This is a genomic window from Hoeflea ulvae (genome assembly GCF_026619435.1).
Classification (GTDB): Bacteria; Pseudomonadota; Alphaproteobacteria; order Rhizobiales; family Rhizobiaceae; genus Hoeflea; species Hoeflea ulvae.
In genome coordinates this window covers 1,258,286-1,270,996 of the sequence record NZ_JAOVZQ010000001.1, presented here as the reverse complement: position 1 = coordinate 1,270,996, position 12,711 = coordinate 1,258,286, and the positions used below count along the sequence as shown (strand labels likewise).

Annotated in this window: 10 protein-coding genes; 5 read left to right on the top strand and 5 right to left on the bottom strand. The window is 64.4% G+C overall.

The genetic code is table 11. The features are described from left to right. Positions 1-106: 106 nt before the first annotated feature. Complete coding sequence (gene aceA / locus OEG82_RS06005; RefSeq protein WP_267611526.1) at positions 107-1,396, top strand: isocitrate lyase; 1,290 nt, start codon at positions 107-109, stop codon at positions 1,394-1,396. Positions 1,397-1,482: 86 nt separating this feature from the next. Then, positions 1,483-1,719: an SMc00767 family acetate metabolism repressor gene (locus OEG82_RS06000; RefSeq protein WP_267611524.1), complete on the top strand. Its 237-nt coding sequence runs from the start codon at positions 1,483-1,485 to the stop codon at positions 1,717-1,719. A 150-nt stretch (positions 1,720-1,869) separates the two neighbouring features. Here the strand turns inward: OEG82_RS06000 and OEG82_RS05995 are convergent, their stop codons facing one another. Next, positions 1,870-3,075: a multidrug effflux MFS transporter gene (locus tag OEG82_RS05995; RefSeq protein ID WP_267611523.1), complete on the bottom strand. Its 1,206-nt coding sequence runs from the start codon at positions 3,073-3,075 to the stop codon at positions 1,870-1,872. A 1,507-nt stretch (positions 3,076-4,582) separates the two neighbouring features. Between OEG82_RS05995 and OEG82_RS05990 the strand changes: the two genes are divergently transcribed. Beyond that, positions 4,583-5,554, top strand: coding sequence for an IS110 family RNA-guided transposase (locus OEG82_RS05990; protein WP_267610634.1), 972 nt, complete (start codon positions 4,583-4,585; stop codon positions 5,552-5,554). A 356-nt stretch (positions 5,555-5,910) separates the two neighbouring features. Here OEG82_RS05990 and OEG82_RS05985 read toward each other — a convergent pair whose 3' ends face one another. Beyond that, positions 5,911-6,963, bottom strand: coding sequence for a methyl-accepting chemotaxis protein (locus OEG82_RS05985; RefSeq protein ID WP_267611522.1), 1,053 nt, complete (start codon positions 6,961-6,963; stop codon positions 5,911-5,913). Continuing rightward, positions 6,860-8,443 (bottom strand): HAMP domain-containing protein, encoded by a 1,584-nt coding sequence (locus tag OEG82_RS05980; protein WP_267611521.1) that lies wholly within the window; start codon positions 8,441-8,443, stop codon positions 6,860-6,862. The genes OEG82_RS05985 and OEG82_RS05980 overlap by 104 nt, the downstream gene beginning before the upstream one ends. 317 nt (positions 8,444-8,760) lie before the next feature. On the opposite strand from OEG82_RS05980, the gene OEG82_RS05975 reads away from it, so the two are divergent. Together OEG82_RS05975 and OEG82_RS05970 are read left to right on the top strand one after the other, a co-directional pair. Next, on the top strand, positions 8,761-10,194 hold the full coding sequence (locus OEG82_RS05975) for a glutamine synthetase family protein (protein WP_267611520.1): 1,434 nt from the start codon (positions 8,761-8,763) through the stop codon (positions 10,192-10,194). A gap of 12 nt (positions 10,195-10,206) precedes the next feature. Further along, on the top strand, positions 10,207-11,493 hold the full coding sequence (locus OEG82_RS05970; protein WP_267611519.1) for an NAD(P)/FAD-dependent oxidoreductase: 1,287 nt from the start codon (positions 10,207-10,209) through the stop codon (positions 11,491-11,493). A 93-nt stretch (positions 11,494-11,586) separates the two neighbouring features. Here the strand turns inward: OEG82_RS05970 and OEG82_RS05965 are convergent, their stop codons facing one another. Further along, on the bottom strand, positions 11,587-12,000 hold the full coding sequence (locus OEG82_RS05965) for a hypothetical protein (protein WP_267611518.1): 414 nt from the start codon (positions 11,998-12,000) through the stop codon (positions 11,587-11,589). After that, positions 11,981-12,139, bottom strand: coding sequence for a hypothetical protein (locus OEG82_RS05960; RefSeq protein ID WP_267611517.1), 159 nt, complete (start codon positions 12,137-12,139; stop codon positions 11,981-11,983). The genes OEG82_RS05965 and OEG82_RS05960 overlap by 20 nt, the downstream gene beginning before the upstream one ends. Positions 12,140-12,711 lie beyond the last annotated feature (572 nt).

Genomic DNA, 12,711 nt, shown 5'->3' with positions numbered 1-12,711 from the left:
TTCTCGCTTAGTGTGCGGCGCAATGTAAATTCAGTCACATCGAAGGCGATCAAACGGCTCCCAAGCTGATGCGCCCGAACCAGACACAAAAGACCGGAGAAAATTCATGACTGATTTTTACAATCTCGTTCCGACCGCTCCCGAAGGCCGCTATGACGGCGTCGAACGCCCCTATAGCCCGGCCGATGTCCAGAAGCTGCGCGGCTCGGTCAACATCAAGTACAGCCTTGCCGAAATGGGCGCAAACCGGCTGTGGAAGCTGATCCACGAGGAAGACTTCGTCAATTCGCTGGGCGCCATGACCGGCAACCAGGCCATGCAGCAGGTTCGCGCGGGCCTCAAGGCGATCTACCTCTCCGGCTGGCAGGTTGCTGCCGATTCCAACACTGCCTCGTCGATGTATCCCGACCAGTCGCTCTATCCTGCCAATGCCGCACCTGAACTGGCCAAGCGCATCAACCGCACCTTGCAGCGCGCCGACCAGATCGAAACAGCTGAAGGCAACGGCCTGTCGGTCGACACCTGGTTTGCGCCGATCGTTGCCGACGCCGAAGCCGGTTTCGGCGGCCCGCTGAACGCGTTTGAAATCATGAAGGCCTTCATCGAGGCCGGCGTTGCAGGCGTTCACTACGAAGACCAGCTGGCTTCCGAGAAGAAGTGCGGACATCTGGGCGGCAAGGTTCTGATTCCCACGGCAGCTCATATCCGCAATCTTAACGCAGCGCGGCTTGCTGCGGACGTTATGGGCACACCGACGCTTGTCATCGCCCGGACCGATGCTGAAGCTGCCAAATTGCTGACCTCCGATATTGACGAGCGGGACCGCGAATTTGTCGATTATGACGCAGGCCGCACGATCGAGGGTTTTTACAACATCAAGAATGGTCTCGACTCCTGCATCGCCCGCGCCGTGTCCTATGCGCCGCATTGCGACCTGATCTGGTGCGAGACCTCGAAACCCGATCTGGAGCAGGCCCGCAAATTCGCCGAGGGCGTGCACAAGCATCATCCGGGCAAGCTCTTGGCCTATAACTGCTCGCCATCGTTCAACTGGAAAAAGCATCTCGACGATGCGACGATTGCAAAATTCCAGCGCGAACTCGGCGCTATGGGCTACAAGTTCCAGTTCATCACGCTGGCCGGCTTCCACCAGCTCAACCACGGCATGTTCGAACTGGCCCGCGGCTACAAGGACCGGCAGATGTCGGCCTATTCGGAACTGCAGGAAGCGGAGTTCGCTTCCGAGGTCAACGGCTACACCGCGACCAAGCACCAGCGCGAAGTCGGCACCGGCTATTTCGACGCCGTGTCGATGGCGATCACCGGCGGCAAGTCCTCGACCACCGCGATGGGCGAATCCACCGAATCGGCGCAGTTCCGCCCCGCCGCGGAGTAACCAGACAGTCCCTGCCCGCTTTGGCGGGCGGGGCCCCCGAACAACGACCCATTCACCATCACAAACCCCGCCAGAGGAGAAATGCAATGACAGCCCAGACCCGCGTCAAGGAACGTGCCGAAGAACAGTCTTCCGCCATGGATGCCGACCAGCAGGCAGCGATCCGCATGCTCGCCAATGATCTGCACCGCCTCAACCACTCGGTCATGAAGGCCGTGGATGCCGGTGTCTCGGTGGAGCTGGTCCGCTCCGCCCGCCACCATGGCGGCGACGGCAACTGGGGTGATTTGCTGATCCCGGTGATCGTTACGCAAGGCCGCTGATCAGGGCCGCTGATCACTGCTGCCGCACAGAGCGGGAATTGCCGGCAGGCACTTCCGCAGACCAAGATCCCGGGGCTCCCCCTGACCCCGGTTTGCCTCCAGGCAAATCTCCCCGCCGCGACCCAGATCGCGGCGGGGTTTTCTGATGGGTCAGACCGCGACGGCGAGCCGGCGGCGGTTGCGGGCGGCGCCGGTGGCGCGCATGGCGGTGAACGACAGTACCGCAGCGAGCGCGATCGCCGCCACCATCGGCAGCGGCGTGCCGTCGAAGAAGGGGCCGGCGAGCATGGTCATGATGCCGCCCGCCAGCATCTGCAGCATGCCGCCCAGCGACGAGGCCAGGCCGGCAATGTCGCCGTGATCATCGAGCGCCATCACCATGGCCGTGGGAATGACCAGGCCGAGGCAGAAATTGGCGCAGATCAGCATGGCGACCAGCAGCGCGAAGGAATCGACGCCGAACCAGACCAGCACCAGCAGCGCCAACGTGACCAGCAGGAAGCCGCTGACCGCCCAGGTGACCACGCGCTCGGCACCGAACCTGTCGCCGAGATTGGCGGCCAGCTGGGTGGCGGTGAAGAAGCCCGCGGCATTGGCGGCAAACGCCAGGCTGAAGCCGGTGGGCGTCAGGCCGTAATGGCCGGTATAGACGAAGGAGGCGCTGGCCAGGAAGACGAAGAAGCTGGCCATGCCGAAACCGCCGACAAAGGTGAGCCCCATGAACACCGGATCGCGCAGCAGGGTCCTGATGCCGGCCATGAGCGCCGACAGCCGCACCGGAGCGCGGTGTTCGGGCTTCAGCGTTTCGGGCTGCAGGGTGAGCGTGATCAGGATCGAGGCGCCGGCGGCGACCGCCAGAATGGCAAAGATCGTCCGCCAGCCGGCAATGGCGATGATGCCGGAGCCGGCCAGCGGCGCCAGCATCGGCGAGACCGAGATGATCAGCATCACCAGCGCCATCAGCCGGGTGGCCTGGGTGCCTGTGTGCATGTCGCGGATGATGGCGCGCGGGATCACCATGGCGGCAGCACCGCCAAGCGCCTGGACAACGCGGGCGGCGACCAGCCAGTTCATGTCGGGCGCCAGCGCGCAGCCGATCGAGCCCAGCACGAACAGCGTCAGGCCGGCAATCAGCGGCGGCTTGCGGCCGACCACATCGGCCATCGGGCCATAGATCATCTGGGCGAGGCCGAAGGCGATGAAATAGGCGGTGATGGTGAGCTGCGCACCGGCAATGGTGCCGCCGAGATTTTCGGCAATGGTCGGCAGCGACGGCAGGAACATGTCGATGGCAAGCGGGCCGGTGGCGCTGACCAGGCCAAGGACGATGGCGGAACGAAGGAAGGGAGACAACATGGGGATGACCTTGTCATGAAAGGAAGACAGGGGCCGGCACGGTGGCCGGGGACCTTGTGGTAGGAAAAATCTCTGACGGATCTTGTCAGCAGCCAGCGGGCGGCAGAATGGCCGGCGCGGATCTCCGCGCGGCTGCACGGGTTGCCGGATTATGCCGCGCTAGCGGATGACTGGAAAATTGTTCATGCGACCTGCTCCCGAAAATAGGGTGTCGAAACCGTGTGTAGCGCGCGGGATTGCGGCTGCCCAGAAAAACCTGACGCCGGAGACTGCTTTTTGGGCGGTGCTGTTGCACTCCTGCCGCAGAACCTTCGGTCTGTGGGGCTTTCGGTCCGCGGGGTCTTCGGCCCGTGGGGTCTTCGGCCCGAAGTGTGGCTTGGCCGTCACCCGTCAGCGGGCACGGCAAATCCCCCGTCCGGTGAAAACTCCGGCGGGCTGGTTGAGAAAATCCGGGTCCGGAGGGCCGCGCGCGGGCGTCGCCTCTGGAATTGGCAGAATAGGGGTGGCGCTGCTCGCGCGCGAACCCGAAGCTCGCCGGATGATGTCCGCATCCGACAGGCGGCATCCTGCCTGCTTGTCCCGCTTGAGGGCCTTTGCCCGACGCGGGAGTGTCCGGGTTGCCCCGGGCCGCGGCCCTGGACGATGGGCCGTGGCGCAGGTGTTTGGCGTGGTTTCCGGCACGAAGCTTGTCCCCGTCAGGTGATGCATATCGTCCAGGTGAAACCCCATGAACGCGACATGCATGACGGGGTACAACTCCGCCACAGGCCCGGTCCGCTGTCTGCTCCCACCCCCGCCGGATCGGCAGGCGCAAGAGCCGAGGACGTCCCGGTGGCCGGCTGAACCCGGTCATCCGCAAGGAGACCCGGGCCCGCCGACGGAGCCACGCTGGCCACCGCCTCCTTCCGCGACTTGCCGCACGTTACGGCAGATCCCGAAAGGCCTTCCTCCCGCCTGGTCCGATACGTTCGCGATCCATCCGGCAGCGGGAGCACGGCGAGTATGGCATGGGGCTGGAGGGTGTGGAAAAACAGGACCCAGATTTTTTGCCCATGCCCAGAGGCCCCGTCATGCCGGCCCCCGACCAGGCATCCAGCGGGCGAGCGTCCGCGAGCCGGTAAACTCTTGCGGCGTAATGGTTTTTGGCAAGACGCTCTCCTGCGTCCGCAGAAGCGGACGCAGCTGGATCCCGGATCAGGTCCGGGATGACGATTGAGAGGCATCGGCGTTCGATCATAGCTCTTATCCCCGGAACTTCGGCATTTTCGCGAGCCTACAAAGGGGGTGGGCTCGGTTTATCCGGATGGGCCGCGTGTGCAGGACCGTTACCCCCCTTGTATGTTCGACCCGCGCCTTGATGGTATTGTTTTGGCGTGATCCCCCGGAGGTGGCCACCTCCGGGGGATCTGGCGGGCGGGACCGTTCCCCCCTTGGTTTGAACCGAGACAGAGCTTGGTCCGTCCGTCTTCACGTTTGTCCTGAACAGATGATGGGGAGCAAGTCCCGCATGCAAGGCAAGGTATCGTTCGAACAAGACGCGACGTCCGCAGTTTATGTCGGTGTGGACGTCTGTAAAGAGTGGCTCGACATTCATGTCCTTCCGCAGGCTGAAAGCCGGCGGTTCGGCAACGACAAGGCTGGCATCCGCCAGTTCAAGCGGATGCTGACCAGACTGCGGCCCGATCGCATCATCATGGAGGCGACCGGCAAGTTCCATCGTCCCGCTCACCGCTCGCTCAGTGGAGATGGTTTTGCTGTGGCGATCGTCGATCCGTGGCGCGCCCGGCAGTTTGCAGGCTGCTACGGCTATCTGGCCAAGACCGATCGGCTCGATGCCCGCATGCTGGCGCTGCTGGCTGCTGCACTTCGGCCGCAGCCGAGTGCGCCTCCAAGCCCGGACATCGAGGCCCTGCGGGAGCTGGTCAATGCAAGGTCGGGCGCCCAAGGCGAGCTCACGGCGCTGAAGAACCGTTGCAAGGCGGCCGATGTCGCCTTTCTGCGGGCAGAGCTTTGCCGGCTCATCGGGGTGCTGGAGCGGCATGTCGAACGGCTGGATTCCGAAATCGAACGCCGTATCGCCGCCCAGCCGGATCTTTGCCGCAAGGCCGAGATCCTGACCTCTGTTCCCGGCATCGGCCGCATCACCGCCAGCGCCCTGATCGCCGGAATGGACGAACTCGGCTCCTGCACCGGCAAGCAGGCGGCGATGCTGGCGGGCGTTGCCCCGATCGCCGACGACAGCGGCGAAAGGCATGGCCGGCGCTCCATTCGAGCGGGAAGGCGCGCCCCGCGGCGCGCGCTCTACATGGCCGCCCTGTCGGCACGGCGCTACAATCCGGCGCTTGCCGCCTTTGCCAAGACGCTCCAGGCTGAAGGCAAACCACCCAAGGTCATCCTTGTCGCCATCATGCGCAAGCTCGTCGTCCTGGCCAATTGCCTGCTCGCCCAGAACCGACTCTGGACACCAACTCCGCCTTGACAGCAAACACAGATGCTCTGTCACTTCGTGACATCTCCCCCGCAAGGGGGGAGATCGGACGCCAGCAAGCCGCACAATTTCAGGCCTCGCCATCCGTCATAGCGTACACCGCTCCGGCATCCAGCGGCAAGCGTCCGCGAGCCGGTAAACTCCTGCGGCGTAATGGTTTTTGGCAAGACGCTCTCCCGCGTCCGCAGAAGCGGACGCAGCTGGATCCCGGCTCGGGGACCGGGATGACGACGGTGAGATGCCGGCGAGTGCCGAGTGCCGAGTGTCGAGTGGACATCGGCGTTGCCGCTGGCCGTGTGGCAGGCGGCGCGGGCCGGGGGTGATCGCAAGCCGGTCCGCACCGCGGGTCAGGCGGCGCGGGTCTGGTCGGGGTGGTGGTGCTCTTCGAGGTCGACGCGGAAATTGGCGACGAGGCGGCTGAGGTCGGTGGCTTCCTGGGCCAGGGAGTGGCTGGCGGCGGTGGTCTGTTCGACCATGGCCGCGTTCTGCTGGGTCATCTGGTCCATCTGGGTGACGGCGGTGTTGACCTCGGCGAGGCCGGCGGCCTGTTCATGGCTGGCGGCGGCCATGGCGCCGACATTTTCGGAGATTTCCTCGACGCGGGTGATGATCCGCGAAATCGCCTCGCCGGTTTCGCCGACCAGGCTGACGCCGGAGCGGACTTCCTCGCCGGACCGGACGATCAGCTGCTTGATCTCCTTGGCGGCGGTGGCGGAGCGGCCCGCGAGTTCGCGCACTTCCTGGGCGACGACGGCAAAGCCGCGGCCCGCCTCGCCGGCGCGTGCTGCCTCGACACCGGCATTGAGCGCCAGAAGGTTGGTCTGGAAGGCGATCTCGTCGATGACGCCGATGATGCGGCCGATCTTGCCGGCGGCCTCCTCGATGCGGCTCATGGCGTCGACAGCGCGGGTGACCACCTCGCCCGAGGCGCGGGCGTCGCAGGCTGTTTCTCCGGCGAGCTTGTCGGTGTCCGAGGCCCGGCCGGTGGAGGAGCGCACAGTGGCGGAGATCTGGTTGACGGCGGCGGCGGTCTCTTCCAGCGAGGCGGCCTGCTGGGCGGTGCGGCGGGCGAGATCGTCGGCGGCGGACCGGAGCTGGCCGGAATTGGCGCTGATCGAACCGGCATTGTCGCGGATATATTGCATCACCTCGCGCATGCGATCGACCGATTCATTGAAATCGATGCGCAGGCTGTCGAGCCCTTCGGCAAAGGGGGTGTCGATGCTGGCGACGAGATCGCCCTGGGCGAGATTGCGCAGCGCGCCGCCGAGCGAACGGACGGCAAAGCCGAGCTCCTCATTGGCCTGGACCTTCTCGGCATCGGACTGGGCCCGCGCACTGGGCGGCCATGTCGCGGGTGCGGGCGCTTTCGTCCTCGACCCGGATCTTGTCGATGGCATTGTGCTTGAAGACATCAAGCGCACGGGCCATCTCGCCGATCTCGTCGGCACGGGAATTGTCGGCAATGTCGACATCGAGATTGCCGGCGGCGACATCACGCATGGCCGCGACCAGACGGCGGATCGGCCCGCGCAATGCGGCGATCAGCACGGTTGCGGCCAACAGGGCGAAGATGGCCGCGCCGATGGCGGCGCCGACGCTGATGCCGGTGGCGCGCTGCCGGGTGACGGTGGCGCCCTGCTGCTGGCTGTCGGCAAAGACGATGATGCTGCTCCAGGCATCGTTGATCTGCGCCGAGGCCTCGTCGAAGGCGGCCTGTCGCGCCGCGACCTTGTCGATGAGCTGCCGGCTGAGCGGCAACAGCACCCGGATCTGGTCGAGCGTGCCGGCGCCGAAGGCTTCGAGCAGCTCGTCGCCGCCCTCGGCAAGCCGGATCAGCTGGATGTCCTGCTCGATCTTCTGCAGCTTGGTGGCGAGCTGCTTGGCGCGCTCCCGGGTCGGTTCGCCGAGGAAGCGGACGATGGCGACTTCGAGCTCACCGCCATGCTTGATGAACGAGCTCGACTGGGCGACCATCGACCGGCCCTTGATGATCATCTCGTCGAGTTCGGAAAAACGCAGGATGCCGCTGCGGGCCACCTCGCCGCTGACGCTTTGCAAGGCGTAGCCATGCGGGCGCAGGCCATTGGCATAGCCCTGCAGCTCGGCAAGCTGCGGCTGGCCGGCAGTGTCGAGCTTGATCACCTCGAGAATGCCCTTGAGATTGGTGGTGATTGCCTCGCGGATCTCGACCCGGTCCTGCGGGATGGCCGGGATCAGAAGCGTCAGCATGCGCTGGATCCGCTTCTTGTGTCCTTCGGCGACCCCGATGGCCTCCTGCGGAGTCGCGGCGCGCATGATGGTGGTGACGATGTTGGCAATCGCGTCGGAGCCCTCGGTGAGCTTTTCGGCGGCGTAGAGCAGGTCCTTGGCGCCCTTTTCATCTTCGGCGATGCCGGCCGAGACCTGCTCGGCCCTCTGATTGGTGCGGTTCTTGGCATCGGTCAGGATCTGCAGGATCTCGGAAATGCTGGCCCGGGCGGCGGCCTCCTCGCCATGCACGTCCCACAATTCGGTGGTGCGCGCGCGCAGGCTGACCGCAACCGAGCGGGCCCGCTCCAGCGCGCCGGCTTCGGCCTCATTGTCGGCGAGCGCCAGCAGGTTTTCGAATTTGGCCACCTGGGCATCGAGATCGACGATGACCTCGTCGCGCTTTTCCGGGGTGGCGAGCTGCAAAAATTCGTTCATGCCGGCATAGGCCTGCTTGAAGCCGCTGAGCGTTTCGATGCTGGCGCTGGTGCCGATCAGCCGTCCGCCCAAAAGCGAGCCGGTGTAGAGATTGATCGCGGCCAGGCCCGCAATGCCCGCAAGCAGCGGGATGACCAGAACCACGACCTTGGTCTGGATGGAAAAGCCTGCGAGCAGCTTGTCGATGTTCATGATGCAGTCCCCGGGGGTGGATGGTCTGACATGCGGGAAGATCCGCAGAGGCAAGGGATGCATCATGCAAGGCGCCAGGCTTTCGCCTCGCGCTTGTCTCCCCTCTTGACGAAGATGATGGCACCCGATGGTTAACGCCCCCTGAATAGTCGCCGGTAAGTTTTTACAGTGCAGATGTCGGGCAATCTGCCCGGGCACCAGGCATGCGGCCGGCCGGCGGCCAAGAGGTGCAGTGCAGCACAGCGCGCACGGTGTGGCTGGCGCAGCGTGAAAAAACCTTTATGATCACACCATTCTCAGCAAACCCATGGTGATTTATGGCATCCCGCAAGTCCGGCAAACCGGCTTCAGCCAAACCGGCGCAGCCGACGGCCCCCAAATATCTCGACGCCAAGCGCGGCGTCGCCAACTGGACCCAGGCCACCGAGTGGCTGCGGGTGCGCGGCATTGAAGATATCGAATGCATCACCCCGGATTTTGCCGGCGTGGCGCGCGGCAAGATGATGCCGTCGTCGAAATTCACCTCCAATACCTCGCTGTCGCTGCCGTCTGCGGTGTTCCGGCACACGATCTCGGGCGAGTATCCGGAAGAAACCGGAGATTTCCGCTATGATCCGCTCGATGGCGACCTCAAGCTGGTGCCGGACCTGTCGACCCTGTCGGTGGTGCCGTGGGAAACCGACCCGACGGCGCAGGTGATCTGCGACATGGTTACCACCAAGGGCGAGCCGGTCAGCTACACGCCGCGCAATGTGCTCAAGAAGGTTGTCGAGCTCTATACCGCGCGCGGCTGGAAGCCGGTGGTGGCGCCGGAAATCGAATTCTACCTGGTGGCACAGCACGAGGACCCGGATTATCCGCTGAAACCGCCGCGGGGCCGCTCCGGCCGGACGATCACCGGCGGGCAGTCCTATTCGATCGCCGGGGTGAACGAGTTCGACGAGCTGGTCGACGACATCTATGATTTCTCCGACAAGCAGGGGCTGGAGATCGACACGCTGATCCATGAGGAAGGCCCGGCGCAGCTCGAAATCAACCTGCGACACGGCGATCCGGTGGAACTGGCCGACCAGGTGTTCATGTTCAAGCGCACCATCCGCGAGGCGGCGCTCAAGCACGGCATGTATGCCACCTTCATGGCCAAGCCGATGCAGCAATATGCCGGCTCGGCGATGCATATCCACCAGTCGGTGGTCGACGCCAAATCCGGCAAGAACGTGTTTTCCAAGGCCGATGGCGAGCCGAGCGAAGCTTTCTTCCACTTCATCGGCGGCATGCAGCATTACGTGCCGCGGGCGCTGGTGATGATGGCGCCCTATGTCAATTCCTACCGGCGGCTGACGCCGGACATGGCCTGCCCGGTCAACAATGCCTGGGGCTATGACAACCGCACGACCGCGTTCCGGGTGCCGCATTCCGAGCCGGTGGCGCGGCGGGTGGAAAACCGGCTGCCCTCGTCGGATGCCAATTCCTACCTGGCGCTGGCCGCCTCGCTGGCCTGCGGATATCTCGGCATGGTCAACGGGCTGGTGCCGAGCGACCCGGCCTACAAGACGGTCAACGAAGGCTCGGTGGACCTGCCGCGTGGATTGCTGGAGGCGCTGTCGCTGCTGGAAGGCGAACCGGCATTTGCCGAGATGTTCGGGCAGGAATTCATCAACACCTATGTCGGGGTCAAGCGCGGCGAATTCGAGACCTTCATGCAGGTGATCAGCCCGTGGGAACGCGAATTCCTGCTGCTTAACGTTTGAGAATTGTAATCCATGACTTACCAAAGCCCCATCTCTCCGGGTATCTCCTTCTATGAAGCGACCATCGGGGACCGTCCCGCCTATGCAGGGCTACCAGGACCTGCGACCGCCGATGTGGTGATCATCGGCGGCGGCTTCACCGGGCTGCAGGCGGCGCATCACCTGGCCGCCAGCGGCAAGGACGTGGTGCTGATCGAAGGCGCGCGATTTGGCGACGGCGCTTCGGGTCGCAATGGCGGCCAGCTCGGCACCGGCCAGCGCGCCTGGGTGGAAGAGAGCGAGGCCGATTTCGGCCGCGACAATGCCGGGGCGCAATTCGCCGTGGCGGAGCGCGCCAAGGCGCATCTGCTGGATTTTGCCACAGCGCACGGGATCGAGGCCGACTACCGGCCGGGACAGATCTCGGCGGCGCACAAGCAGGGCTATGTCAAGGACTACCGCGATCACGTCCGCATCATGGCCGAGGACTATGGCTATGCGCATCTGAGCTTTCTCGACAGGGACGAGATGGCGCAAAAACTCGGCTCGACGCGCTATCATGGCGGCACCTATGATGCGGGCACCGGCCATATCAATCCGCTGAAATATCTGGTCGGGCTGGCGCGGGCGGCATCCAAGGCCGGGGCGCGGCTGCATGAAAACACCCGCGCAGGGGCGATTTCCAGCGCCGGCGGAAAGGTGACGGTAAAGACCGACGCGGGCGACATCGTTGCCGGAAGCGCGCTGGTTGCGTGCAACGCCTTCATTGACGGGCTGGAGCCGGTGACCAGCGCGCATGTGATGCCGATCCGCTCCTTCATCGGCGCCACCGTGCCGCTGGGCGACGACAGCCCGGTGATCCCGGGCGGGGAATCGGTCGATGATTCGCGCTTCGTGGTGCGCTATTTCCGCAAGAGCGCCGATGGGCGGCTGCTGTTTGGCGGGCGCGAGGCCTATACCTCGGACAATCCGACCGATATTTCCAGCCATATCAGGCGGCAGATTGCGGAGATCTACCCGGCGCTCGACAGTGTCGAGATCACCCATTCCTGGGGCGGTTCGGTGGGCATCACGCTGTCTCGGCGGCCCTTCGTGCGCGAGGTGATGCCCAATGTCACCTCGATCGGCGGGTTTTCCGGCCACGGGGTGATGCTGTCGAATTATTGCGGCAAGCTTTATGCCGACCACGTCAATGGCGGATCGGATGAGCTCGAAGTGATGCGCAACCTCAAGGTCGGCCCCTTCCCCGGCGGCGACCGGTTCAGAACGCCGCTGTTGTTTCTGGCGCTGACCTGGTTTTCGCTCCGGGACAAGTTCTGACGCACAGCGCTTGGTTTTTCCCGTAAACCGGCTCCCACTCTTGCAGGTCCGGGTGCGGGGCGCTGCTGCAGTGCTTCGGCGGCGGACCGGGCTTTACGAGTCGGCCCAGTCGCCCGAATCAGGCTGCAGACCGGCCTGGGCGCATTGCTTCAAGCGCTGGGCCATGGCCAGTTCGCCCGAGGCGATGGCGTCATTGGCCTCCTTGACGACGAGCGCCTCGATCAGGGCGTCCTCTGACATTTGCCTGCGCGCGTAGAACCAGCGGGCCACCGGCGGCCAGAGCCAGAGAGTGCGGTCATCGGTGATCTTGGCGACCGGGGCGGGAAATCTCGCGCCGCGCTTGCCCTTTGCATAGAGCGAGACGGCGGCCCCGGAGACACCGACGCGCGCGGCGATGTCCGACAGGCTGACCAGCGGGTCCGGCTCGACCCGGACGAGATCGGCGCCGACGCCCAGGACATTGTCAATCGCGGAGGCAACCGCCTGGTCAAAGCTCTCGGCCTGCACTGGCAAAGGCCAGGATGATGCAGCCTTTCTGGAACGAGACCCTGGCATCCTTGCAACCGCCCTTGCGGAAGCGGGACTGGAAATCGCGCGCCTGAGGATCGAGCCCGGAAGCGATGATGCTGAATTCATAAGTCTTCATCAGTGTGCTTCCCTGTCCATGCGGACCTCGATCCATCTCGCGGTAGATCTGAGCGTTTTCAAGACTATGATTCAGGCCGACTGACAGCCGTGACGGCCTGCGCGCACTATCACAGCAGGATGCCCAGGCTTCTGTTTCTGGAAAACAGCCCAGGGTTTTGGTTTAGGGGATTGCTACCCCGATTTCCATGTCGAGGCGGCGCCATCCACTGAATGCCTGATGACAACGTGTTAAGGTTGTTAACACTTTGCTAACAGTCCCGTGTCGTGTCCAAAAGTCAGGACAGCGCCGGCGTGCCGGAGGCGATGCGGCTGCAACGGGGCGAGCCGCCGGTGCCGTGATGCGCCTGTGGCAGACCATCATGCTGCCCAATTGCCGTTGCGCCCAGTTTGCCAGATTCGGGCGTCATCTCAACAGGTCTTTTTCACACACCGCCGCCGGCCCCGAGGCCGGTGTGCGTGCCGGAACACCATCATCGCAACGCAAGGGTCTGGCACCCTTTTCGTGGTTCGGCAGGTTTGAGCCAACAGAATGCGCCTGATTAATCGCATGCTGCTCTAGCTTTATCTAAT